This window comes from Microbacterium sp. lyk4-40-TSB-66, from assembly GCF_030209475.1.
In the GTDB taxonomy this organism is placed as follows: domain Bacteria; phylum Actinomycetota; class Actinomycetes; order Actinomycetales; family Microbacteriaceae; genus Microbacterium.
In genome coordinates this window covers 114,490-139,560 of record NZ_JARVRW010000010.1, presented here as the reverse complement: position 1 = coordinate 139,560, position 25,071 = coordinate 114,490, and the positions used below count along the sequence as shown (strand labels likewise).

General features: G+C 71.3%; 21 protein-coding genes. 13 read left to right on the top strand and 8 right to left on the bottom strand.

The genetic code is table 11. From position 1 onward, the window contains the following. Positions 1-154 precede the first annotated feature (154 nt). From QRO03_RS13055 to QRO03_RS13040, 4 genes are all read right to left on the bottom strand, one after another. Positions 155-613, bottom strand: a complete 459-nt coding sequence (locus QRO03_RS13055; protein WP_285137924.1) for a prepilin peptidase — start codon at positions 611-613, stop codon at positions 155-157. Positions 614-621: 8 nt separating this feature from the next. Next, positions 622-918 carry a DUF1905 domain-containing protein gene (locus QRO03_RS13050; RefSeq protein ID WP_285137923.1) on the bottom strand — a complete coding sequence of 99 codons (297 nt, stop codon included), beginning with the start codon at positions 916-918 and terminating at the stop codon, positions 622-624. 93 nt (positions 919-1,011) lie between these two features. After that, positions 1,012-1,422 carry a ribosomal maturation YjgA family protein gene (locus QRO03_RS13045; protein WP_285137922.1) on the bottom strand — a complete coding sequence of 137 codons (411 nt, stop codon included), beginning with the start codon at positions 1,420-1,422 and terminating at the stop codon, positions 1,012-1,014. A gap of 162 nt (positions 1,423-1,584) precedes the next feature. Then, on the bottom strand, positions 1,585-2,166 hold the full coding sequence (locus QRO03_RS13040; RefSeq protein ID WP_285137921.1) for a helix-turn-helix domain-containing protein: 582 nt from the start codon (positions 2,164-2,166) through the stop codon (positions 1,585-1,587). A gap of 124 nt (positions 2,167-2,290) precedes the next feature. Here QRO03_RS13040 and QRO03_RS13035 point away from each other — a divergent pair, with 124 nt between their 5' ends. From QRO03_RS13035 to QRO03_RS13020, 4 genes are all read left to right on the top strand, one after another. Next, positions 2,291-3,718: a purine-cytosine permease family protein gene (locus tag QRO03_RS13035; RefSeq protein WP_285137920.1), complete on the top strand. Its 1,428-nt coding sequence runs from the start codon at positions 2,291-2,293 to the stop codon at positions 3,716-3,718. Then, positions 3,715-5,106, top strand: coding sequence for an NtaA/DmoA family FMN-dependent monooxygenase (locus QRO03_RS13030; RefSeq protein WP_285137919.1), 1,392 nt, complete (start codon positions 3,715-3,717; stop codon positions 5,104-5,106). Before QRO03_RS13035 ends, QRO03_RS13030 begins: the two co-directional genes overlap by 4 nt. Continuing rightward, positions 5,103-5,666 (top strand): flavin reductase family protein, encoded by a 564-nt coding sequence (locus QRO03_RS13025; protein ID WP_285137918.1) that lies wholly within the window; start codon positions 5,103-5,105, stop codon positions 5,664-5,666. The genes QRO03_RS13030 and QRO03_RS13025 overlap by 4 nt, the downstream gene beginning before the upstream one ends. Positions 5,667-5,776: 110 nt before the next feature. Further along, the gene (locus QRO03_RS13020; RefSeq protein WP_285137917.1) at positions 5,777-6,574 is read left to right on the top strand and encodes an alpha/beta fold hydrolase; all 798 of its coding nucleotides are present in this window, start codon (positions 5,777-5,779) and stop codon (positions 6,572-6,574) included. Between the two features lie 138 nt (positions 6,575-6,712). Here the strand turns inward: QRO03_RS13020 and QRO03_RS13015 are convergent, their stop codons facing one another. After that, the gene (locus QRO03_RS13015) at positions 6,713-8,698 is read right to left on the bottom strand and encodes an ArnT family glycosyltransferase (RefSeq protein WP_285137916.1); all 1,986 of its coding nucleotides are present in this window, start codon (positions 8,696-8,698) and stop codon (positions 6,713-6,715) included. 215 nt (positions 8,699-8,913) lie between these two features. On the opposite strand from QRO03_RS13015, the gene QRO03_RS13010 reads away from it, so the two are divergent. The 3 genes from QRO03_RS13010 to QRO03_RS13000 all read left to right on the top strand — a co-directional run bounded on the left by QRO03_RS13010 (position 8,914) and on the right by QRO03_RS13000 (position 12,403). Beyond that, complete coding sequence (locus QRO03_RS13010) at positions 8,914-9,384, top strand: Lrp/AsnC family transcriptional regulator (RefSeq protein ID WP_285137915.1); 471 nt, start codon at positions 8,914-8,916, stop codon at positions 9,382-9,384. Beyond that, positions 9,381-10,775, top strand: a complete 1,395-nt coding sequence (locus tag QRO03_RS13005; RefSeq protein WP_285137914.1) for an aspartate aminotransferase family protein — start codon at positions 9,381-9,383, stop codon at positions 10,773-10,775. The genes QRO03_RS13010 and QRO03_RS13005 overlap by 4 nt, the downstream gene beginning before the upstream one ends. 215 nt (positions 10,776-10,990) lie before the next feature. Beyond that, on the top strand, positions 10,991-12,403 hold the full coding sequence (locus QRO03_RS13000; RefSeq protein WP_285138029.1) for an APC family permease: 1,413 nt from the start codon (positions 10,991-10,993) through the stop codon (positions 12,401-12,403). 177 nt (positions 12,404-12,580) lie between these two features. Here QRO03_RS13000 and QRO03_RS12995 read toward each other — a convergent pair whose 3' ends face one another. After that, complete coding sequence (locus tag QRO03_RS12995) at positions 12,581-14,134, bottom strand: S8 family peptidase (RefSeq protein WP_285137913.1); 1,554 nt, start codon at positions 14,132-14,134, stop codon at positions 12,581-12,583. A 23-nt stretch (positions 14,135-14,157) separates the two neighbouring features. Beyond that, positions 14,158-15,510 (bottom strand): hypothetical protein, encoded by a 1,353-nt coding sequence (locus QRO03_RS12990; protein ID WP_285137912.1) that lies wholly within the window; start codon positions 15,508-15,510, stop codon positions 14,158-14,160. Between the two features lie 282 nt (positions 15,511-15,792). Between QRO03_RS12990 and QRO03_RS12985 the strand changes: the two genes are divergently transcribed. Genes QRO03_RS12985 through QRO03_RS12975 form a run of 3 tightly spaced genes read left to right on the top strand, consistent with a single transcriptional unit; the run spans position 15,793 to position 21,342 of the window. Continuing rightward, positions 15,793-17,268 (top strand): DUF3375 domain-containing protein, encoded by a 1,476-nt coding sequence (locus QRO03_RS12985; protein WP_285137911.1) that lies wholly within the window; start codon positions 15,793-15,795, stop codon positions 17,266-17,268. After that, positions 17,261-17,992 carry a DUF4194 domain-containing protein gene (locus tag QRO03_RS12980; protein ID WP_285137910.1) on the top strand — a complete coding sequence of 244 codons (732 nt, stop codon included), beginning with the start codon at positions 17,261-17,263 and terminating at the stop codon, positions 17,990-17,992. Before QRO03_RS12985 ends, QRO03_RS12980 begins: the two co-directional genes overlap by 8 nt. After that, entirely contained in the window at positions 17,989-21,342 is a 3,354-nt protein-coding gene (locus tag QRO03_RS12975) for an ATP-binding protein (protein WP_285137909.1), read from the top strand. Before QRO03_RS12980 ends, QRO03_RS12975 begins: the two co-directional genes overlap by 4 nt. A gap of 54 nt (positions 21,343-21,396) precedes the next feature. Here the strand turns inward: QRO03_RS12975 and QRO03_RS12970 are convergent, their stop codons facing one another. Then, positions 21,397-21,711: a hypothetical protein gene (locus QRO03_RS12970; protein WP_285137908.1), complete on the bottom strand. Its 315-nt coding sequence runs from the start codon at positions 21,709-21,711 to the stop codon at positions 21,397-21,399. A gap of 19 nt (positions 21,712-21,730) precedes the next feature. On the opposite strand from QRO03_RS12970, the gene QRO03_RS12965 reads away from it, so the two are divergent. Genes QRO03_RS12965 through QRO03_RS12955 form a run of 3 tightly spaced genes read left to right on the top strand, consistent with a single transcriptional unit; the run spans position 21,731 to position 25,048 of the window. Then, complete coding sequence (locus QRO03_RS12965) at positions 21,731-23,194, top strand: aminotransferase-like domain-containing protein (RefSeq protein WP_285137907.1); 1,464 nt, start codon at positions 21,731-21,733, stop codon at positions 23,192-23,194. Between the two features lie 4 nt (positions 23,195-23,198). Then, entirely contained in the window at positions 23,199-23,789 is a 591-nt protein-coding gene (locus QRO03_RS12960; RefSeq protein WP_285137906.1) for a helix-turn-helix domain-containing protein, read from the top strand. Continuing rightward, positions 23,786-25,048, top strand: a complete 1,263-nt coding sequence (locus QRO03_RS12955; protein ID WP_285137905.1) for an MFS transporter — start codon at positions 23,786-23,788, stop codon at positions 25,046-25,048. Before QRO03_RS12960 ends, QRO03_RS12955 begins: the two co-directional genes overlap by 4 nt. The last annotated feature ends 23 nt before the right edge of the window (positions 25,049-25,071 follow it).

The window sequence follows — 25,071 nt, the reverse complement described above, 5'->3', positions numbered from 1 at the left end:
GACGCCCGAGCAGGGTTGACCGCGGCGCGCGGGCGGGACAGCGTCGCCCGGTCGGGCGGCGCGCTCGAGCCCACCGCTCCCCCGCGGCGCACCCGCTCACGGACCAGCGAGCACGCATGCCTGCGCCTCCACGAGCAGGTACGGGCGCACCCGCTCACGGACCCACCAGCAAACGTGCCCAAGCCCCCGCGAGCAGGTACGGTCCGAAGGCGATCGACGCATCGCGCGCCCCGGCGAGAACGGCGCCGGTCGAAGCGATCCCGCCGGCGATGAAGCCCAGCGCGATCCCGGATGCCACCGCCTCGGGGCCGATCCACCCGAGCACCGCGCCGCAGAGTCCCGCGAGCTTGACGTCACCGCCGCCGAACGCGGAGGGGCGGGCGAGGTGCACGGTGAGGCAGGCGACGAACGCCCCCGCCGCTCCCCCGGCGACCCCCACCGCACGCAGCGGCTCCCCCATCGTCACGGCGGCTCCGCCCAGGAGCACCAGCACGGTCGCGCCGCCCGGCAGGAGGATGGCGTCGGGCAGGCGGTGGGTGCGGGCGTCGACCACCGCGAGGACGCCGCCGAGCACCGCGAACGCCGTGAGCGCGGGGGCGAGTGCCCATGGCATCCGGGATCTCAGGCGTCGAGGACGAAGAGGTCGACCACGACGGTGGATCCGGGTTCGATCCCCTCGGCGTCGCGCACCGCACGCTTGAGCGGGAGCACGTAGACCTCGCCCGCCTGCGGGAAGATCGACGTGCGCCAGATCGACCCGCCGATCGTCGCCTCGACCCGCACGCCCCCGAAGCCCCGGCGGAACGTCTGCGTTTCACGGATGTCGGCGCTCAACTCGGGCGGGAGCGCGACGAAGTACCAGTCGCTGTCGCTGCGGGCCTCCCAGCGGAACACGTCGCCGTCGAATCGCACGATCACGCGGGCCTCCTCTCGTCCGCCGTCACCCTACTCCGGGCCTCGGACGCCGCCGCGGCAGCGTCCCCGGGGAGGAGGGGTCACCCGCCCGACGCGTCAGGAATCGGCCAGGGACGACTCGCGGCGGGGCACCCGTCGGCTGACCGCCGCATCGACCGCGGTGGCGACGAGCACCGCGCTCGCGTACACGACCAGGTCGCGCGCGTCGAAACCCGTCCCGAGCACCAGCGCGACCGGCGGTACGCGCTCGGCGAGCGCGGCCGGGAGTCCGCTGAGCTGCAGCACCTCGACGAGGACGCACCACCCGGTCGCCGCGATCCCGAGGATCAGCCGGCGGGCCCGAGGCAGGAGCAGGACGAGTCCGGTGTACACGGCGACGGCGTAGAGGGCATCGCCCGCGATGTCGGTGGTCACCGACGACGGCAGGACCTCGGCGACGACCAGCCCCGCCGCGACCACCACCACCAGCGCCGCCAGGGCGACGAGACGACGGTGCGCGGGCGTCACGCCGGCACTCCGGCGGCGCGGGTGGGCGCGCATCTTCGCGGACACACAGTCGGGCCCGCGACGGTGGCCGCCCCGGTGCGCGATGCCGAAGCGCACACGCGGCAACAGCACATCCGCCTCGACCGCGTCACGCTCCCCATCATCCGGCCCCTTCCGTTCCGATCAACGAACGTGCTCGCTGCAGACGAGGAGGAACGTCGCACCACCGGAGAGGGCCCGCCACCGGTGCGGCACCGTCGGATCGATCGAGAACGACGCCCCTGCCGCGAGTTCGATTTCGTCGAGGCCGTCGCGCTGGGAGAGGAGTCCCCCCGCCACGACGTAGACGAACTCCTCGCCGGAGTGCTGGAACCACGACTCGTCGCCCTCGCCGTCGTCGAGTCGGAACTCGTATGCCTGGAGGACTTTTCCGGCGCCACCCGCCAGCAGTTCGACGTGCTCGACGCCGGTGCCGTCGGCCAGTGTCAGATGCAGGCTCTCGCGGCCGGCCGTGCTGCTTCCCCCGGTCGGCGGGAGCAGGGTCGACGGGCCGACGTCGAGGGCATCGGCGAGCGCGTAGAGGGTGGCGAGGCTCGGAACGAGCTGCGCGCTCTCCAACTTCGACACGAACGGCTGCGACACCCCGGCTCGGCGAGCCAACTCGCGCATCGACCACCCGCGTGCCCGCCGCTGGTCCCGGACTCGCGCGCCGATACCGTCCGCCGGTCCCGTCGTCGAACCCGAGTCTTCAACATCATGAAACACGCCCGTTATAACCCCCGGTTATCGTCAGCAGTGATAACTGCAGATTATCACCTTGTGCTCCACCCGCACGTGCACACCCGGTTCCCCACACACAACGCGCACCACCGACGGAGAGGACAGCGCCATGCGCGCACCCGAAATCACTTCCCGAGAGTACGGCACGAAGATCGCGTCGATCGAGCCCGGCGGCGTCGAGGCCATCCCCCTCGACCACCGCCACGGCCGTCCGCGCGACCTGCTGTGGACATGGGCCTCCCCGAACCTCGAGTTCGCGACCATCTTCGTCGGCGCGCTCGCCGTGCTCTACTTCGGACTGGACCTGCCCGGGGCGATCGCTGCGATCCTGCTCGGCAACACCGCGGCCACGGCGTTCCACTTCGTGCTCACGCGGTGGGGGCCGCTCACGGGTCTGCCGCAGCTCGTCATCAGTCGACGCGCTTTCGGATTCGTCGGCAACCGCCTCCCGGGCCTCCTCAATGCCGTCCTGGTCGGTGTGGGGTGGTTCGCGGTGAACTCGGTCAGCGGTGGCTTCGCCCTCGCCGCGCTGACCGGGCTTCCGACACTGCCGTGCATGCTCATCAGCGCCGCGGTCTCGCTCGCGCTCGCGTTCTGCGGCTACAACCTCATCCACGCCTTCGAGCGCTATGCCTTCCCCGCGCTGGCGGTCATCTTCGCCGTCGGGATCGTCCTCATCGCTGCGCAGGCCGATCCATCGACGCCCGCCGCGCCGATCCCCGGGGCCTTCTGGCTCGCCGTCAGCACCTCGTTCGGATACACCGTGGCGTGGGCGCCGTTCGCCGCCGACTACTCCCGTTATCTCCGCCCCTCGGATGCCACCCGCGCGGGCGTCTTCGCATCGATCGGCGTGTGGGGCTCGAGCTCCGTGCTGCAGGTCGCCGGTGCCGCGGCGGTCACCGCCGTCGGGGTCGCCGCGTGGAGCGCCGACAACCCCACCGCCTCGTACACATCGCTGCTGCCGGACTGGCTCGGAGCCTTCACACTCCTGGCGATCTGGTGCGGGGCACTGTGCGCCAACGCCCTCAACCTGTATTCGAGCGGGCTGTCGTTCGGCGCCGTCGGCATCCGTCTCCCGACCGCCTTCTCCCGCGCGGCCATCGTCGTGTGCGTGGGGATCGTCGGGATCGTCCTGGCCGTGTTTGCACTCGGCGACGTGGGGAGCTACCAGAACTTCCTCTTCGTGATGGGTTACTGGATCGCTCCGTGGCTGGGCGTGGTGATAGCCGACCGGATGACGGTGCGCGACGTCGAGCCCGAGACCTATACCGCTCGGGCGTATCGCAACCCCGCCGGAGTTATCGCGATGGTCGTCGCGCTCGCGGTGTCGATCGGTCTGTTCTCGAACCAGACGTTGTACGTCGGCGCGGCCGCCGCCGCCCTCCCCGACCTCGGCGACATCACCTTCATCGTCGGCTTCGTCGTCGCCGTCGCGATCTACGCGCCGCTTCGCCGCCTGTTCTCGGTCCCATCATCCGCCGGATCCGCATCCACCGACTCCCCCGCACCCGAGTCCTCGCAAGGGGCACCCGCATGACCAAGACGATCATCCTCGGCGCGTTCGAGGAGTTCACGCCGAACTTCATCAGCAACGCTTGGAGCCATCCCCGCAGCGATACCGAGGGCTTCGCGACGCTGCCGTACTGGCAGAACATGGCGCGAGAACTCGAGGCCGGCGGCTTCGATTTCCTCTTCCTCGCCGAGGCGCTCGGCTACCCGATGCAGCCCGACGGCACGGTTCCCGAGGTGGTGGTGCGCGAGGCGGTGCAGATCCCCGTGCACGATCCGATGCTTCTCGTGTCAGGGCTCGCGGCGACCGTCGACCGGCTCGGCTTCGTCGTCACGGCGTCGACGACGGCGCAGCAACCCAACCTGAACGCCCGTGCGTTCACGACCCTGGATCACCTCACGCAGGGGCGCATCGCCTGGAACATCGTCACCAGTGACAACCAGGTGGCCCTGTCCAAGCTGCTCGGGCAGACAGCCGTCACCCCTCACGCCGAGCGCTACCGCCGCGCCACGGAATTCCTCGAACTCTCACTGAAGCTCTGGGAGGGCGGCTGGGATGACGACGCGGTCGTGTTCGACAAGGCGTCACGCACGTACGCCGACCCGTCGAAGGTGCACCGGATCACGCACGAGGGTGAGTACTTCGCGCTCGATGGGTACTTCACGGCGATCCCGTCGCCCCAGCGCACCCCGCTGCTGCTGCAGGCGGGGACGTCTGCTGCGGGCCGGGCCTTTGCCGGACGCTTCGGAGAGTGCATCTTCATCCAGGACCGCGACCTCGACGTGGTGAAGGCCAATGTCGCGGACCTGCGCAGCCGTGCCGTCGAGAACGGACGCGACCCCGGCGACATCAAGGTCATCGACGCGGTGGCGATCATCGTGGGCGAGACGGAGGAGGAGGCGCAGCGTCTGCGCGCGGAATTGGATGCCACGCCGTCCCGCGAGGCCGCGGCGGCACTGTTCATGGGCTGGAGCGGCGTCGATCTAATGGCCTTCCCCCTCGACGCCACGCTGGCTGACGTCTCGACCGAGGTCGGCAAGTCGACGCTCGGCGTGTTCCAGCAGGGCGACGAGTCACCGACGGTGGCGGAGATCCTCGATCGCATCACGACCTCGATCGGCGGCATCCGGGTGACCGGGACGCCGACCTCCGTCGCCGATCAGCTGCAGCGGATCGTGGACCACACCGACATCGACGGGTTCCTCATCGAGTACACCTACGGCGGGATGGCGTCCTACCGCGACTTCATCGACCTCGTCGTGCCGATCCTGCGGGAACGCGGGATGCTGCCCGAGGTGCCGCTGGGCGGCACGATGCGTCGACGCCTGCTCGGGCATGACGACGATCGGCTTCCCGCCACGCATCCGGGGAGCGCGTACCGGCACGAGCGCATCGAGCGGGCGGCGAGCGCATGAGTGATCGACCCCTGCGATTCGACGGGTGGAACGAGGCCTACGGGAACCTCGACTCCGACAGGGTGCGGGCGACGTTCACCGGGGTTCCGACGGGGGTCGTCGCCATCGCCGCGATGGTGGAGGGAGCGCCCACCGTGATGGTCGCGACCTCCTTCGCCCCCGGCGTGAGCTTCGACCCGCCCATGGCGTCGCTCTCGATCCAGAGGCACTCGTCCACCTGGCCGCGCCTGCGCGGGGCGGCCCGACTCGGAGTCAGCATCCTGGGCGCCGCTCACCGCGAGTCGGTGCATCAGCTGGCGTCCCGCAACAGCGCGGCGCGCTTCGACGGAGTCGATTACACCGAGCTCCCCTCGGGTGCGGTGACCCTGTACGGCTCACCGGTGTGGTTGGAGTGCGCGGTCGCGGCCGAGCATCCGGCGGGCGACCATCTGCTCGTCGTGCTCGAGATCGTCGGATCGAGCCTCGCTCCCGAGTACCCGCCGCTGCTCCACCACGACGCCGCGTTCGGGACGTTCCACCCGGCGCCGCGGGACCCCGTTATCGAGCCCGGAGCGGGCTGAGGGGCCGGAGCACGGGCCCTCAGGACACCCCGACGGTCGCGCGGAAAACCCGTGAGACCACTATGACCACTACCCCGGGCGAGGACGGCGCATCTGCCAGGATCGGAGGAATGGATGCCGTCCCCGCCCTGACCGAGATGCCCGCGCCGCAGTACGTCATCGTCGGCGACAATGTGCGCCTCGCCACGTACACGTGGGGTGACGCAGACGCCGACCCGGTCCTGTGCGTCCACGGCTTCGGCTCGAGCACGCGCGACAACTGGGTCAATACCGGGTGGGTGCGCGACCTGCTGCGCGCGGGCTTCCGCGTCGTGGCGGTCGACCAGCGCGGGCACGGGTCGAGCGAGAAGCCCTTCGACGCCGCGTCGTACACGATGCCCACCCTGGTGTCCGACCTCGTCGCGGTGCTCGACACCTATCTGCTCGATTCGGTCCGATACCTCGGGTACTCACTGGGCGGTCGCGTCGGCTGGCAGCTCGCGGTCGACGCGCCCGAACACGTCGAGCGGGCGGTCCTCGGCGGCATCCCCGACGGCCGCCCCCTGGCCCGGCTGAAGGTCGACCAGGCCCGCGCCTTCCTCGACCACGGCACGCCGGTCGAAGACGCGACGACTCTTCGGTATGTCTCCCTCGCCGAACGGGTCCCCGGAAACGACCTGCGCGCTCTGGTCGCGATCGCCGAGGGGATGCGCCTGGGCGAGACCGACCCCGATCCGGCGTCGCCTCCGCAGCAGCCGGTGCTGATCGCCACCGGCACGCAGGATCCGATCCACGATCAGTCGGCCCGCCTGGCCTCGCTTCTCCCGCAGGGCGAATTCGCCGACATCCCGGGGCGGCACCACGTCAACGCCCCCGGTTCGCGGTCGTTCCGCGAGGCCGGTCTGGAGTTCCTCGCCCGAGGGCACTGAGGCCGAGACCGCACACCCCACCGACGTCGGACCGCGACCGCACCGTTCGCCCACACGGGACCGCTACCGCACCGTTCACCCACACGGGACCGCGACCGCACCCGCACGACCGCGACCCGGCTGCCGGTCACGCCCCGCTCACCCGCAGGCGTAGACCGTCGAGGGGGCGCTGTCGTCGACCGCGCAGTTCTGCACGACCCACTCCCGAATCTGCGCCGACGTCGTCGTGTCCGAGGAGTCGCCGCCACCGGTCCCGCCGCTCCCGCGCCGCTGTTCGTCGATGACGTAGCGCACCTGTCCCGACTGCACGAGGGAGACGAACCCGTCGAGGGTGGGCACGGCATCCGTGCCGTTGAAGCCGCCGATCGGGAGGAACGATCCGCCGTCCGAGGCGACGATGAGCTGCGCCGCCGACTGGGCGCCGAAGGTCGCGGCGAGGTAGGTCGACCCACCGGCGTTCTGCGTGAGCCAGGTGAGAAGGGTGGTGTCGACGCCGCCCTGATCTGTCCCCTGCGGCGACCCGCCGCCGAATGCGCCGGACGGGCGTCCCCCACCGCCGTCGGTCCCGCCGCGCCCACCGCTCGAGCCGGGAGCCTGTCCGAACCCGCCCTGCGCCGACGAGCCGCCGGGTGCTCCGCCGCCCCCGGGCATCGCGCCCGGTCCGGCCGCGCCACGGCCACCGCCGCCCGGCATCCCCGCACCGAAGCCCCCCGACATCGTCGAGACACCGCCGGCGACGGGATTGATGGAGTTCGGGTGCGCGACCGTCACCGCCGACCACACGGCGGGCGTGAGCAGCAGCCCGACCAGCAGCGCCACGGTCGTCACCGGTCGGGCCCGGTGGCGGCTGAGGAGGAGGGCGATCGCGACCCCCGCCACGGCGGCCTGGGCGACCGCGACGGGGACGCTGTACCCGCCGTACGCGAGACCGATCCCGAGTGCGGTCGCGCCGGCGACACCGACGATGGCCACCTGCGGCCACGTCTTACCCGCCCGCCGGGCGACCGCGAGGGCGGTGGCCACGACGAGCCCGAGGGGGACGGCGAGGGCGGCCGTGTAGAACTGGTGCATTCCCGACACCGCCGAGAACATCGCCGCGAACGTCGCGAACCATACGGTCAGCAGCACCGCCAGCGGGCGGGGGAAGCGCAGCACCCAGAGCACCACCAGAGCGAGCACCGCAGCGGGCAGCAGCCACGCGACCTGGCCGGCGAGCTGGATGTTGAACAGACGCAGGACTCCGGGATCCCCCGAGAACGGCGGGGTGAACGACTCGTACGCGGCGCTGTCGGCGGTGGCCGAGAACCGGCCGAGGCCGTTGTAGCCGAACACCATCTCCCACGGGTCGTTCGTGAGCGTGCTGCCGATGTAGGGACGACTCCCCGCGGGGACGAGGGAGACGACCGCGACCCACCAGAGGGATGCCGCGAGACTCACCGCCCCGGCAACGGCGAGGTGGCCGAGGCGACGCGCCCACGACTGCCGGGTGCACAGGTAGGCCGCCGCCAGCGCGGGCCACACCGCCCAGGCCTCGAGCATGTAGAACTGGAACGACAACCCGATGAAGGCGCCGGCGGCGACCACCCACCCCGCACGTCGTTCCTGCACGGCTCGGACGGCCGCGTAGGCGGTGAGCGAGATTCCCAGCACGAAGAACGCCTCAGGCTGGTTCGACCGGGCGACGGCCACGAGGATCGGCGTGACCGCCACGACCGCTCCGGCGATGAGACCGGCGCGCACCCCTGCCAGCCGACGCGCCGCGACCGCGGTGACGAGGGCCGCACCCACCGCCGCGAAGGCGTTGGGGAGGATGACGGACCAGGCGGAGTATCCGAAGACCCGGACGAACAGCGCGGGGATCCAGAACGAGCCGGGGATCTTGTCCAGCGTGACCGTGCCGGCCGGGTCGACGGCGCCGAAGAGGAAGTCCGACCAGGATCGGCTCATCGACAGCGCGATGGACGCGTAGTACTCCGACGGTGTCCCCGCCCAGACCTCCCATCCGGTGAGGACGAGCGCCACGGAGCCGATCGCGACCAGCCCGAGAGTCCAGCCGCGCGGGCGGCGGGCTACGGTCGTCGCGGGGGTCAGGGGGATCGACGGGGAGGACAGGACGGCGCTCACCGGCGCATCGTAGGCACCGGACCCCTAGGCGCACCCTCACGGAACTTATGCGGGAGCGATGGATGACGGGCGCGCCGACGGCTAGGAGGCCGCGGCCGCGCGCGCCCAGACGGTGAAGGACCGCCGCCCTGCGACGGTTTCCGCACTGTTACACCCTCGTGAATGTCGGAATCCTCATTGATAAGACGCCGCGAGCGCTGATACCGTCGCCCATCATGGCTCCTACGACCGAACGCAGCGCCGCCCTCGACACCGTCTCGAAGGCGATCGTCGAGCAGCTGCAGGAGGACGGGCGCCGCTCGTACGCCGAGATCGGCAAGGCCGTCGGCCTCAGCGAGACCGCGACGCGCCAGCGCGTGCAGAAGATGCAGGATGCCGGCATCCTCCAGATCGTCGCGGTCACCGATCCGCTGCAGCTGGGATTCGCACGCCAGGCCATGATCGGCGTGCGCGTCTCCGGTGACACCCGGGTCGCGGCGGCGCACATGACCGAGCTCCCCGGTGTGACGTACGTCGTCTCGACCGCGGGGTCGTTCGATCTGCTCGTCGAGGTCGTGTGCGAGAGCGACGACGACCTCATCGACCTGCTCAACGACCGCATCCGGTCGCTGCCCGACATCGTCTCGACCGAGACGTTCGTCTATCTCAAGCTCCACCGTCAGCTCTACAACTGGGGAACACGATGACCCTTCTCGACACCGACCACGACTCCACCCTCCAGGCGAAAGCCCGCGACCACCTCTGGATGCACTTCTCCCGTCAGTCGGTGATGACCGACGGACCCGGCGTCCCGATCATCGTCAAGGGCGAGGGCCACCACATCTTCGATTCCACCGGCAAGCGCTACATCGACGGCCTGGCCGGGTTGTTCGTGGTCAACGCCGGCCACGGACGCCGACGCATCGCGCAGGCGGCGGCGAAGCAGGCCGAGGAGCTGGCGTTCTTCCCGCTCTGGTCGTACGCCCACCCCGCCGCCATCGAGCTCGCCGAGCGGCTCGCGCACCTCGCCCCCGGCGACCTCAACCACGTCTTCTTCTCCACCGGAGGCGGCGAGGCCGTCGAGACCGCCTTCAAACTGGCGAAGCAGTACTGGAAGACCCAGGGCAAACCCTCCAAGCACAAGGTGATCTCCCGCGCGATCGCCTACCACGGCACGACGCAGGGTGCCCTGGCCATCACCGGTCTGCCCGTCATGAAGCACATGTTCGAGCCCGTCACCCCCGGCGGCTTCCGCGTGCCGAACACGAACTACTACCGCGCCGAAGAGTCGGGCTTCGGAGGCGGCACCCCCGAGGAGTTCGGCCTCTGGGCCGCCGACCGCATCGAGCAGATGATCCAGTTCGAGGGGCCCGAGACGGTCGCGGCGGTCTTCCTCGAACCGGTGCAGAACGCCGGTGGATGCTTCCCCGCCCCGGCGGGGTACTTCCAGCGCGTGCGCGAGATCTGCGACAAGTACGACGTGCTGCTCGTCTCCGACGAGGTCATCTGCGCGTTCGGGCGCCTCGGGCACTACTTCGGCGCCAGCGCCTACGACTACCAGCCCGACATGATCACCTTCGCCAAGGCCGTCACGAGCGGCTACTCGCCTCTGGGGGGAACGATCATCAGCGACCGCGTCTACGAGCCCTTCGCGCACGGCGACGCGTCGTTCCCGCACGGCTACACCTTCGGCGGACACCCGGTGTCGGCCGCAGTGGCACTGGAGAACCTGGACGTCTTCGAGGAGGAGGGGCTGCTCGAGAACGTCCGCACCAACTCCCCCGTATTCCGCTCGACGCTGGAGCAGCTCCTCGATCTCCCGATCGTGGGAGACGTGCGCGGCGACGGCTACTTCTTCGGCATCGAGCTGGTGAAGGACAAGGCGACGAAAGAGACCTTCGACGACGACGAGTCCGAGCGGTTGCTCCGCGGTTTCCTGTCCAAGGCCCTCTTCGACGCCGGGCTCTACTGCCGCGCCGACGACCGCGGCGATCCCGTCATCCAGCTCGCCCCGCCCCTGACCATCGGTCCGTCCGAGTTCATCGAGATCGAACAGATCCTCCGCGCGACCCTCACCGAGGCGGCGAACCGCCTCTGAGGGATCGAGGATGCCGGGCCCACCCCGCTCGGCATCCTCACCCGCTCCGCTCCACGGCCAGACCCCGGCCGACACGTCCGCTCCCACTCAGAGCGGTGCTCCGCGTGCTGTACCCGACATCAGCTCCACGGACGCGACACCCGATCGCGCACCGCACCCGCTCGCGCGACACCGATCGCGCACCGCACCCTCCAGGAGGAGCCACGAACGACAACATCGCCGCCCCGACGGCCACGTCCGGCTCGGCAGCAAAGCTCGCCCGCGCCCTCGGCCTCTGGTCGATCGTGGGCCTCGGCCTCGGTTACATGACCCCGACCGTCGTCTTCGACACCTTCGGCCTCGTCGCCGACGAGACGAACAACGTCGTCCCCGCGGCCTACGCGGTGGCCCTCATCGTGCTCGCCTTCACCGCGGTGAGCTACGGCAAGATGGTGCGGGTCATCCCGAGCGCGGGCTCCGCCTACACGTACGCCCGCGAGTCGATCCACCCCGGCGTCGGCTTCGTGGTCGGGTGGACCGCCCTCACCGACTACCTGCTGCTCCCCATGGTCAACGCGCTGATCCTGCGCAGCTACATGGAGGCGCTCTTCCCCGACGTGCCCGGCTGGCTCTGGGTCGTCGTCTTCACCGCGGGCGTCACGGGCGTCATCTACCTGACCATGCGCGGGACCTCGAACATCAACATGATCCTGCTGGTGTTCTCGATCCTCGTCATGACGGTCTTCGTCGTCATGGTGGTGGTGCAGCTCGTCGGCGGAGCGGGAGCGGGGACGCCGGTCTCGATCGCACCCTTCGTCCACGACGAGGTGCAGTTCGGCGCCGTCCTGGCGGGCGCCACGATCGTGTGCTTCTCCTTCATCGGGTTCGATGCGGTCTCGATGTACTCCGAAGAGGCCAAGACGCCCAAGATCATGCCCCGCGCGATCCTCCTCACCCTCGTCGCGGGTGGCGTCATCTTCCTCATCGCGGCGTATGTCACGCAGCTGCGCTTCCCCGACGCGTCGGCGTTCCCGACCGAGGCGATCGAGAACAGCACCCTGCCCGAGATCGGCGTCCAGGTCGGCGGCCCGGTGCTGCAGGCCGTGCTCACGGCCGCCGGGTTCGCGGCGACCCTGGCGTCGTGGCTCGCCTCGCACGCGTCGGTCTCGCGGATGCTGATGGTGATGGGGCGCAACAACGTGCTGCCGCGCCGCATCTTCGGCTTCGTCAACCCCAAGACGCACACTCCGACGATCTCCATCGTCATCGTGGGCCTCGTGAGCCTGCTGGCCATCTCGTTCACCCTCGAGCAGATCGCGGCGTACATCAACTACGGCGCGCTCGTGGCCTTCACCTTCGTGAACGTGTCGGTCATCGCGTGGTTCGCCATCCGCAAGGGCCTGCGCAAGACGCCCGGCGACATCTTCCGCTACGTCGTGATGCCGGGGATCGGCGTGCTCCTCACGGGCCTGCTGTGGGTCAACCTCGACGCGCACGCACTCATCGGCGGTCTCATCTGGACCAGTCTCGGCGTGGTGTATCTCGTCATCCTCACGCGGGGTTTCCGCCGCCCGATCGCCTCGTTCGACGAGAACCAGCCGGTGACGGGCGTCAACAAGACGGTGTCGGGCCCGCACTCCGAGGTCTGAGCACAGTGGCCGGGGCCGCGGCATCCTGTCTCCTTCGGGAGGGATGCCGCGGTCCCGTCGTGTGCGCGGGACGAGAGATTCCCGCGTGGCCCTGGTCTGTTCACGGGACGAGAGATCCCCGCGCGACCCTTGTCGTGTGCGCGGGACGAGAGATCCCCGCGCGACCCGATGTCTCGGCTAGGGGCCGTTGGCCGTCATGGTGTCGGTCGTGACGACCGTGCCGTCGGGCATGCGCGCGGTGCCCGCGACGGCCACGGCGTAGGTGTGACCCGCCTGCACGTCGGTGAAGACGGTCGAGGACCGCAGCGCTGACACCGTGACGGGGAACGCGCGACCGGTCGTCGTGTCGGTGACCGTCACCGTGAACGCGGTGAAGGTTCCGATGGCGTTGGTCGTCCACGCGATACCGACACCGTCGGCGGCGGGGGTGGCGGCGACCGTGACGATCTTCGGCACGCCGGGCACGGCGGCGACGAGGTTCACCGTCGCGCCCGGAAGACCCGAGATGTGCCCTGAGGCCGCCGCGCCGGTCAGCGCCGCCTGCACCTGCGGTGTGCCCCAGGTGGGGTTCAGCTGCAGCAGACGCGCGGCGAGCCCTGCGACGTGCGGGGAAGCCATCGAGGTGCCGCTGGCGACGGCGGTGCTCGATCCGGGCCAGGTCGAGGTGATGTCGGAGCCCGGGGCCAGGATGTCGACGCACGGGCCGAAATTGCTGTACCAGGCCAGGGAACGGGACGAGTCGAACGCTCCCACGGTGATGAGCTTCGGAGCGCTCGCGGGCGAGGTGTTGCACGCGTTCTGGGTCTCGTTGCCGGCCGCGACCGCGACGACGAACCCGGCATCGACGAGGTCCTCAGCGAAGGCGTTCACCAGATCGGCCTTCGGGCTGCCGATGCTCATGTTCACGACCGACTGTGCGGAGTCGTTGTCCTCGGCGATCCAGATCATGCCGAACAGCAGGTCGAAGTAAGACCCCTCCCGTCCGCACCCCAGCACCCGCACGGGCACGATGCGCACCTTCTTGGCGACCCCGTAAGTCGTGCTCCCGATGGTGCCGGCGACGTGCGTCCCGTGCCCGTTGCAGTCCTCGGTGCCTCGTCCGTCGCCGACCTCGTCGTGACCGGCGGCCGCGTCGACACGGCCGCCGAAGTCGGGGTGGTCCGACTGAACCCCGCTGTCGACGACGTAGGCGGTCACCCCCGTGCCGTCGGAGTCGTAGAGGTAGTGGTCGTCGCCGGCCGCGGCGGTGTTGTCGACGGCGTCCAGACTCCACGAGGGCACGGGCGACTGGTCGGCGCTGGCCGTGATCTTCTCGTTCGGGGTGACGACCGCCCCGGGGACCGACGCCGCCACCATCGCGGCGTCGCGCGACGCGACCACCGCGTAGACGGTGTCGCCGAAGGTCTTCGAGTGGACGACCTCGACACCCTCGACCGCCCGCAGGTCGGCCTCGCGATCGACGGGCACCGTCACCATGTCGTACGTCAGCTTGATCCGCAGGCGCTCCTCGTCGGTGGCGTCGGTGGGGATGCCGAGCGCGTCGCTCCACGTGCCCGCGACCGGTGGTGAGGTGCTCGGGCCGGGCGTGGGCAGCGATGCCGCCGCGACGCCATGCGTCTCGGGCAGCGGAGCGACCCCCGCCGCGAACAGACCGCACGCGACGAGCAGAGCGCCGGTCACGCCCAGCGCCCACCACCGAAACCGACCGAGGGGACGGGGACGCTGCGACACGAGGTCTCCTTCTCGCTTGCTGCTCAGCATGACGACGACGCCGAGGTGAGGGGGACGACGACGCGCGACGACCCGAAGGATTCCGGGGCGGGCTGCCCGACGCCGGTGACGTCGGAGGCGACCGCACCCACCGCGTCCTGGTAGACGGTGGAACCGACTCGGAAGAGATCGGCACCGAGTGGGGTGGAGCCCGCGGGCACGGCGGTCGTCGTGCGCACGGCGTTACCCGAAACCATGAACAGTGCCGCAGTCCCCGCTGTCGTGACGACGGGGAGGAGTCGCTCGCCGGCGTAGAACGGGTTGGGGGTCAGCGTTCCCCACGACGCGATCCCGGATGCCACGACCCCGGTGCCGTAGGGGCTCGCCCCGTCCCAGCTCACCCGGTAGAGGTCGCCGCCGGCGATGAACAGGTCGTCGGCGACGGGAATCGCCCCCGCCGGTGGGCCGTCGGCCTCGCCGTACTCGTGAGCGGCACGGGTGTCGCCATCGGGCACGCGCAGCAGTCGCGGTGTCCCATCGGTCGCGCGGTAGGGCAGCAAGAAGCGGCCGGTGCCGCCGGCACCCTCGTCGTGCTCGATGAACTGCCCGGTGATGTCGACGTCGGCGGCGAGGACGACGCCCGAGCGGTAGATCGACGTACCCGACAGGAAGAGATCGCCGGCGACCGGGGTGGCGCCGGTCGGCGTCCCCACGGCCGGGGCGACGGTGGCGGCCCGTGTGTCGAAGACCGCAGCGGAGCCGTCGGTCAGGCGCACGGGAAGCAGGAACGCGCCGTTCGCCTCCGGCGCTTCCACCAGTGCCCCGGTCGACGCGATCCCCGTCGCGACCGCGCCGACGCCGGAACGGTAGAGGGCGCCCGCCGCCAGGTACAGGTCGAGCGCGACGGGGGCGGCGCCCGTCGGAACGAGCGAGGCGTCGGTGAGTCCGCGCGGCGAGGTGAGCAGACGCGCGTCGAACGAGGTGAGGGTCGCAGTGGCGCCCGTCGTCCCCGCCGCCGATGCCGCGATCGTGCCGGTCGCACCTCCCGCGGGCACGTGGAGGGTTCCGCACGACGCGGAGCCGCCCGCATCGGTGACGACCGTCGCGGTGGTCGCGCCGCCGTCGAACGTGTACCCGTCGGACAGCTGCAGCACCACACTCGCCCCCGTCAACGCGTCGGTGCCGTCGAGCGCGCGGACGGCGGCGTCCGTGATGGTGCCGCACGTGACACCGGCATAGGAGGCCGCCGAGAACGACAGCGTGCGGCCGCTCACCGCGTACGCCGGCGAGGTCGCGGTCAGCGCGACCGCGGGGACCGCCCACGCCGCTGTCCGCAGCACCCCGCGACGGGTGGGGGGCTCCGCCGCGGCGGAGCGGCCTTCGAGGGTGTGACGCACGGTCGTCCTTCCTGGGTCGGCACCGGCGGATACGGCGGCGGGTGCGGCGGCACGCACGCCGGGGTGCGGCGGTGGCACACGACGTGTGCGCGACACTGCCGCACCCCACGGTCGCGCGGGTTCGGCTTCGACAGCCCGGCGTCGGGGTGAAGGCCTCGAGCCCGCGTGCGCACGTGGCGCAGACGCACGCGAGCGACGGCGGGGACGCCGAGAACTCGCCCGCCGGCTCACCCGCGCACGCGGGATCACGACCCGCGTCAGCCCGCCGGTAGACTGCAGACAGTGACCCGAACCCGCGCCGAAGCCGCCTACCTGCGCTCGGTCACGGCGTTCAAGAACCCCACGCTCGATCTGCTGCACGGACGGTTCGCCCCCTTCGTCGTGGCCGTGCTGTCGGTGCTGTTCTCGCCCGACCGCCCCGCCGTCGCCGTCGCCGACGCGCACGTGGAGGTGGCCGAGGCGATCGATGAGCTGCGCGCCGCCGGGCTCGACGGTGAGGACGATCGCCGTATCCCCGCCGGTTCCGCCCGCGAGATCTGTCGCGGATGGGTGCGTGTGGGATGGCTGGGCCTGCAGATCGAGGACGACGTCGAGGTGTACCGCCTGTCGGCGCACGCCGTGGGCGCGCTCGAGATCGCCGGTCGCGCGGGCGGGGGCCGTGCCCGCGTCTCGCGCTCGCGCGTGCGCACGCTGCTCGATGCGGTCGAGCGGCTCGCCCGCGACGCCGAGAGCGATCCCGTGCGCCGCCGCGAGGTGCTGCTCGCCGAGCGCGAAGCCATCGACGCCGAACTCGCCTCGCTGGACGAGGGCGTCATCGAGCCCCTCGACGACGAGCATCTGCTCGAGGAGGCCGAGAACGTCATCCATCTCGCCCGCGAGCTGCCCGCCGACTTCTCGCGCGTGGCCGAATCGATCACCGCCATGCAGCGCGATGTCGTCGCGGAGCTCCGCCGCGATGTCCGTCCCACCGGCGAGGTACTGCGCGAGTACCTCGAACGGGGCCGCCAGGTGATGCAGGCGACCCCCGAAGGCCGGGCCTTCCAGGGCGCTCTCCGCCTGATCGGCGATCCCGAGAACATCGACGACCTGACCGACCAGCTCCACGCGGTGCTCACCCAGCCGTTCTCGCGGCTCATGACGGCCGAGCAACGGGGCGAACTGGATGCCATCGCCCGCCGCGTCGAGGCCGGTGTGCAGGAGGTGCTGACCGCCCAGCGGCGCGCGTCGCACGTCATCACCGCACAGGTGCGCACGCACGACCCCATCCGCGATCGTCAGGTCGACGATCTGCTCCGCGGAGTCATGGCGGGTCTCCACCGCTGGAGCCAGACCCGCGCCCCCGGCCGGGTGGAGCCCGTGCGCACGCTGCCCCTGGCCGACATCGGTCATCTGCGGCAGTCGCTCAACGACGTGCGTCCGAGCGGTGCGCCCGAGCCGCTGGCATCCGAGGATCCCGATGTCGAGTTCGCCGGCGTCGACACGCGCGCCTGGGGCGGACCGCACTACGCCGAACTCGAGGCCTACGTCGCCACCCTCGGCCCGGGCTTCGACCTCGCGACCGCCTTCGCCGGCGCCGACGCCGGCACCCGCCGCCCGGTCGACCTCGTCGGCCTGCTCGAGATCGCGCACCGCGGCGGCCTCACCGAGACCGACGACGTCTCGATCGTCGAGGCCGTGCGCCCCGACGGCACCATCCGCCGGTTCGCCTTCGGGGCGGTCACAGCCGGCGGCACGAGAGAAAGCGACACCGATGACTGACGTCGACGCCCTCGCCCGTCGAGACGACACCGACACCCCCGCGTTCATCGCCCCCGTCGCGATGGAGAACGACCCCGACGCGCTGTTCGCCGGTGACCGCGGCATCCTGGACGCCGAGGTTCGGCGCGTGCTCGTGCGCATCCTGCAGCGCCGTTTCCTGAGCGCGGAGAACTCCCCCACCGAATGGAAACTGCTGATCGAACACCAGCAGATGATCGAGTCGCGTCTGAACGACCTGTTCGTGCGGCTGGTGGTCGACCACTCCCGGGGCGTGGCGTACAAGGAGCAGGTGCGCAGCGACGAGCTCGACGTACCGATCCTCCTGAAGGACGAGGCGTACTCGCGCGCCGAGACCCTCGTGCTGGTGTACCTGCGCACGGTGTTCCAGCGAGAGTCGACGGCCGGCACCGCCTCGGCCCGCGTCGACGTCGAAGAGGTCGAGCAGACCGTGCTGACCTACTTCGCCGAGAGCGACGGCACGCGCGCCAGCCAGCAGCGCGCCGTCCGCACCGCCATCGCGCGCCTGGACCGTGAGGGCATCATCGAGGAGGAGTCCGAGGGCCGCTACCGGATCGGCCCCCTCATCGAGGTCGTCCTGAGCGCCGAGACGCTGCGGGAACTGCAGACGTGGCTGGAGGAGCAGACGACGGATGCCGCACGCTCCGTCGGCGGCGAGGTCACGGCATCCGGTTCCCCCGACATCACCGAGGGAGATCTCCCATGACCATGCTCGACACGCTCTTCGGGCTCATCCCCGCCGCCTCCCGCGGGCAGCAGTGGGTGGCCGAAGACCTGCAGCTCGTCAACTGGGGCGGCTACGACGGCACGCACCGCGTGCGTTTCGCACCCACCGCCACGCTGTTGTGCGGCGGGTCGGGATCGGGCAAGTCGACGCTCATGGACGCCTATGTAGCGCTGATGATGCCCCACACGACCCCGTTCAACGGCGCGTCCAACGGCGCGGTGGTGGGGCGACCGCGCGGGCAGGAACAGCGCAACATCCTGTCGTACGGTCGCGGCAAGCTCGACGAGTCGCGCACCGACGAGGGCACGAAGGTGCGGGTGCTGCGCGGCGACGGCGTCGACACGTGGACCGCGATCGCGATGACGTGGGCCGACCACGACGGCGCCCGGTTCACGGCGGTGCGGGCGTGGTACATCCCGGCGGCCGCGCGCACCCTCGACGACGCCGTCAAGGTGCGGGCGACCGTGCACGGCGGGTTCGATCTGCGCGCGCTGGAGCCGGCGGCGCGCACCCACCTCTCCGATGCCGCGGTGCGGGCGACGGGACTCGACACCCTCGCGACCGACCGCGAGTTCTCGGCGAGACTGCACGCGGTGCTGGGCATCGGCGCGGCCGGGGCGGGCACCAAGGCGATGAGCCTGCTCGCCCGCATCCAAGCCGGGCAGCAGATCACGACGGTCGACGACCTCTACAAGCGCATGGTGCTGGAAGAACCCGAGACCCTCGCCGTCGCCGACGCCGTCGTGTCGCACTTCGACGGACTCGAATCCACGCGTACGCGCATGCTCGAGGCGCGGCAGCAGGTGCGGGCGCTGCAGCCCATCCGGGCGATGAAGACGCGCATCGACGAAGCCGCGGAGCGCCTCCGCCTCATCGACGCTCTCGGGCGCTTCGGCGATCCCGCGTCGCGCGCGTCGCTGTGGCGTGCGCAGCGACGGGTCGACCTGCTCGGAGCCGTCGAGGCGGAGCTGCGCGACCGTACGCACGCCACCGATGCGCTCGTGCGCGAACGGCAGGGGCTTGCCGATGCGGCCGAGGCCGAACGCGAGGGGCTCGGCGATGTGCTGCGCGCGGCCGGCGGCGACCGACTCGACGCCGCCCAGCGTGAGCTGCGGGGGCTCGAGCGTCGCCTGGCGGGCATGCAGCGCGACCGCGAACGGTTCGAGGCGGCGCAGGCGGTGCTGGGGGTCGACGTGGCGTCGGCCGATCGGTTCGCCGCCCTCGTCGACGAGGCACGACGCACCCTCGCGGACGCGGATGCCAAGACGGCCGTCCGCGACGCGTTCGTCTCGGCCAGCAGCACCCACACCGACCTGCGCCAGACGCTCGCCGCCCTCGAGGCCGAGTACCGCCGCACGCAGACACGCGACGACAACATCCCGCAACGCCTGCACGAGGCGCGCGAGGCGCTGGCCGCGGCTGCCGGACTCACCGCCGCCGAGCTGCCCTTCGTGGCCGAGCTCGTCGACGTCCGCACCGAGTACGAGCCGTGGCGCGGGGCGTTCACTCTGGCCCTCGGCGGGTTCGCGACGACGCTGTTGGTGGATGCCGCGCACCTGGCATCCTTCCGGTCCGCGATCGACGGCGTGCGCGTGTCGGAACGTCTGCGGTTCGAGGGGGTGCCGACGGGGCTCCCCGAGCGCGCCGGCCTCGACCCCGCGACGCTGCCCGGACGCCTGGAGTACCGCCGCTCCCTGTTCACCGGCTGGCTGCAGGACCGGCTCGAGCAGCAGTTCGCGTTCGTGTGCGTGGATTCCTCCGCGGAGCTCGCCACCCACCGTCTTGCCGTGACCGTGTCCGGTCAGACGAGTCAGGGCTCGCGCGGCGCCCACGGCGGCTCGACGCGCCAGAGCGTGCTCGGCTTCTCCTCGCGCGTGCGGCTGACCGAGCTCGGTGAGCAGATCGTGACGGCACGCCGCGACCTCACGACGGCCAAAGCCGCGGTCGATGAGGCGGCGGCGGCCCTGGACGCGTTCGACGAACGGCGCAGCGCCCTCGAGAAGATCGCCGACCTGTCGTGGGATCAGATCGATGTGGCATCCGTCGAACGCGACCACGAGCGCTGGACCGAGACGATCGCCGAGATCACCGCGGGGAACCCGCGGATCGCGGAGTTGCAGGAGCAGATCTCGGGAACGCGGGCCCGCGCCGCCCGGCTGCGCGAGGAGATCGGCGGGGCGAAGACCGAGCAGCAGGCGCTCGCCGCACGGTGGGCCGAGATCACGGACGACGTGGATGCCGCGCAGATCCTGCTCGAGCGCGCGGACGATGCGGGAATCGCCCTCACGGCCGACGAGCTCGCGTACCTCGACAGTCTCTTCGTGGCGCCGGGCGCGTCGGACGCCACGCCGTCTCAGGCGCTCGCGCGGTTCGACGCGGCCCTCGAATCCGCCTCGAAGCGTCTGCTCGAGGAGCAGCGGGCCGCGCAGGAGACGTGGGCCGACCAGCGCGACGGCCTCCGACGGACGTTGACGGCCTTCATCGACCGGTGGCCGAGCCCGAACCTGCTCGCCGATCCCGACGAATCGCTCGGCGACTTCGAGCGCATCCTCGCCGACCTCGAGGCCAGCGGCCTGCACGAGCTGGAGGCCGAGTGGAGGGATTCGCTGCTGCGCCTGTCGGGCAACGATCTGACGAGCCTCGACTCGGCCTTGACGCGGGCGTTGCGCGAGATCCGCGAGCGCATCGCGCCGATCAACGACATCATGCAGGACCTGCCGTTCTACGACGACGCGCACCGTCTGCAGATCGTGCCGCGCGAGAGCCAGTCGGAGGTGCGTCGCCGGTTCCGTCGGGAGTTGCGGGATGTGCGCGCCGCGATCGACGCGGCCGAATCGGACGAGGAGCGCGAAGCCGTCTACGGGCGCATGGCCCGGCTCATCGGCCGCATCCGCCCGACCGCGCCGGACTTCGCCGACCTCGTCGACGTCCGCAACCACGTGCGGGTGAGCGCCGAGCGCTTCCGCGCCGAGACCGGGGAGCACGTCGCCCTCTACGACCACATCGGCGAGAAATCCGGTGGCGAGTCGCAGGAGCTCATCGCGTTCATCGTTGGTGCCGCGCTCCGATACCAGCTCGGGGATGCCGGGGCCGAGCGCCCGCGGTACGCGCCGGTGTTCCTCGACGAGGCGCTCATCAAAGCCGACGCGCACTTCACCAAGCGCGCGATCGGCGCGTGGCGCGGGCTCGGTTTCCAGCTCGTCATCGGCGCGCCGAACGACAAGTACAGCGCGATCGAGCCGCACGTCGACGTCGAGTACGACATCTTGAAGGACACGCGCGGACGCTCGTGGGCGAAGGCGAAGGTGGGGGTGGCCGCGGAGGGGTGAGGCTGGGCGCGGGCCTGTCGTCGATTCCGTACCCCGCGGCGACCCCGCCGCTCATCACACGCCCACCAGCACGTCGGCATCCCGCGCCGATCGCCAACGCACACCGACCACCTCGCCCACGGTCCGCTCCCCCGACCCGGGCCGCACCGAAACCTGCATCGCGAGCTGACGCACGAGTGCCACCACGCGCCCGGTCAGGGGCACGGCACCGGGGTCGAGCGCACGGCAGACGGCGTCCAGGGCCCCCACCAGTCGCTCGTCGTGGCATCGCGCGTCGTCCGCACCGATCCACGAGAGCATCTCGGCAATGGTCCAATCAGGACTCACTGGACCGAGAATGAGGGCTTCGTCCGCGATGAGATCGTTCATTGGCCCAGAATCGGGGGCTATGACCCTCGTCGACAGAGCCACTTCCGCCCTGGTGGACCATCGCACGGCCACCGTGTCGGCCGAACGCCTGGCCGAGCGCCTGGGCAGATGGGCCAGCGCCGACACCACGCTCGCGGCCGGCCTCGCCGACGGCATCGCGCGCCTCGTCCGCGAGGGCGAACTGCGCGGCGGCGACCGCCTGCCCTCGGAGCGCACGCTCGCCGCCACCGTCGCCGTCTCGCGGGGAACAGTCGTCAGCGCGTACGCACGCCTCTACGACGACGGCATCCTGGACCGGCGCCAGGGAAGCGGAACACGCATCGCCGGTGCCGCCCCGACCGCCGCACGCCACGCCGCCGGGCGCGGGGAGGCGTTGTACGCCACCCTCCCCTCCAGCATCGACCTGCTGCGGGCCGTGCCGGCGATCTCGCCGCGGGCCGTCGACATCGTGCAGCGCCACCGGCCCGTGCTGAACGCCACCACGGTCGAGGCCGACCCCGCCGGCCTCGCGGACCTGCGCGCGGCGATCGCCGCCGCGATGACCACCGACGGCACGCCGACGACCTCGGCGCAGATCCTCGTCACGCACGGCGCGCAGCAGGCGCTCAGCCTGCTCGTCGACGAGCTCGTCTCCCCCGGCGACACGGTGCTCACCGAAGAAGTGGCCTGGCCCGGACTCACGGATGCCGTGCGGCGGCGCGGCGGGCTCGTGCACGGCATCCGCCTCACCCCCTCCGGCATCGACGTCGAGGCGCTCGAGGCGGCGATCGTGGTGCGCCGTCCCGTGCTCATCGCCCTGAACCCGCACAACCACAACCCGACCGGCGTGCAGACCACCCCTCCGATACGTCGGCGCATCGCCGAGCTGTCCGCCGAGCACGGTGTCACGGTGGTGGAGGATCGCGTGCTCGCCCACGCATCGTTCGACGGGGTCACCCCGCCCTCGCTCGCGGCGCTCCGCCCCGACGCGCCGATCGTCGTGGTCGAATCGCTGTCGAAGTGGGCGTGGGAGGGTCTGCGGGTGGGCTGGTTGCGCGCGGATCCGGTGCTCGTCCGGCGCCTCCGGGGACTCCGCCAGAGCAGCGACCTGTCGACCAGCGTGCCCGCGCAGCTGCTCGCACTCGACCTCCTCGCCGAGGCACCCGCGCTCCGCAGGGATCTCGCCACGGTGCACCGCGGGGCCGCCGTCGTCGCCGGAAGACTCCTGTCGACGCACCTGCCCGACTGGCGGTTCCGTCCGCCGCGCGGCGGCCTGTGCCTGTGGGCGCGCATCCCGTCGGGCTCGGCGGGGGCGTTCGCGCGACACGCGGCGGGCTTCGGCGTCTCGGTCGCGGGCTCCGCGCAGTTCGCCGCGGACTTCGATGCCGACGACCACATCCGCATCCCCGTCACCCCGGCTCCGACGGTGCTCGAGGGCGGGCTGGAACGACTGGGCCGGGCCTGGGCGGGCTATATCGGACAGAGAGGACGCCCACTATTATGAAGTCGTGACTTCAGATCTGCCGGAGCGCCGCATCGTCCCCACGTCCGACATGCTCGCGGCGCTGGCCGTACCGTCTCGCCTCGCGATCCTCTCCCACCTGCTCACGGTCGGTGCGCAGACCGCCACGCAGTGCGCCGCGGCCGTCGGGCTCACGGCATCCAATTGCTCCTGGCACCTGCGGGAGTTGGCGAAGTTCGGGCTCGTCGAACGCGCCGACGCCGACGCCGGCGATGCCCGCAAGCGCCCGTGGCAGGCGACGATCACCGGGATCGACCTCGACGCGGGTGGTGGTCCCGGCGATGACCTCGCGCGCGCCGCCGTGCGCTCGGCGTGGTTCGCCGACACCGACGCGCGCTTCGCCGACTTCCTCCGACACGAGAGCACCCTCCCCGCCGCCTGGCGCGAGGCGGCCGTCATCAGCGACTACGCCGTCTTGGTCACCGCCGATGAACTCGCCACGATCGGCGCCCGCATCGACGAGGTCATCCGCCCCTACATCCGCGCGACCAGATCTCCGGCTCCGGCGGACGGCGCGGTCGCCTCGGTCTCGATCCGCGGCGTCGTGGACCCCCGGTTCCTCGGCGGCTCGACATGACGGCCGGAACCTGGCGCTACCCCGGGGTGATCCGTCTCGTTTCGGGCGGAGCCATCGCCGAGACGGCCGACTGGATGCTGCTGGTCGCGCTCCCGCTGTTCGTGTTGGGCGTCACGGGATCCCCCCTCATCACCTCGATCGTGTTCGTGCTGCAGGCGGTGCTCTCCGTCGCCGCCGCTCCCCTGGCGGGACTCCTCATCGACCGCGCCGACCCCTGGCATCTCATGGGCGGCACGGCCGCGGTGCAGGTCGTCGCGGTGCTCCCCCTGCTCTTCGTCGACGGCGTCGACGACCTGTGGATCGTCTATCTCGTCGCCATCGTGCAGTCCGTCCTCGGCGCGATCATCGAACCGGCCCGTCCGAGCGTGGCGGCGGGCCTCGTTCCCCCCGCGCACGTCGCCCCGGTCAATCAACTGCTCGGGGTCGGATCGGGCCTCGCCCGTCTCGTCGGCGCACCCCTCGGTGGTCTGGTGCTCGGTCTCGGCGGCGTGGACGCGGTGGTCGTCGCGACCGCCGCAGCATACGCCGTGGCATGCGCGGTTCTCTTCGTGCGAGCGAGAAGGCGAACGGATGCCGAGACTCCCCCGCTCGCCGACCTCGCGACCCCGCACACGCGGGAGAGGGATGCCGCCGGCGCCCCGCCCCGCGCCACCTTCTTCGCCGAACTCGGATCGGGTCTGGCCATCGTCGCCGCCGACCGCGTGCTTCGCCGGTTGATGGTCGTGGCGATGCTGATGTCGCTCGCGCAGGGGCTCTTCACGATCCTGTTCGTGCTCTTCGTGCAGCGCTCGCTCGGCGGCGGCGACACCGAGGTGGGGATCCTCCGCGGCATTCAGGCGGTGGGCGCGTTGGTCGCGGGGCTGGGCCTGATGGGCGTGGTCGGGCGTGTCGCGCCGTGGCGGCTGGCCGCGGGCTCCATCCTCGGGTTCGGGGCGCTGACATTGACGATCTGGAACCTTCCCGCCCTGACGACATCCTTTCCCGTGTACGTGGTGCTGTTCGCACTCGTCGGCGCACCCGGGCTCGTCGCGATGACGGCGATGCTCACGATCGTCGACCGGGAGACGCCCGCGACCCACCGCGGACGGGTGACGAGCCTGCTGTTCGCGGCGCTGACGGCATTGCAGGCGGTGGGCACGCTGATCGGAGGATTCGTGGGGTCGGGGACGGCGTTCGACGCCTCCCTGCAGGTGCAGGGCGCGCTCTACGTGGCGGCGGGTCTCGTCGCGCTGACGATCGTGCGTCGAGAGTCGCGCTGAGCCTCGGGAATGTCCGCCGCCCT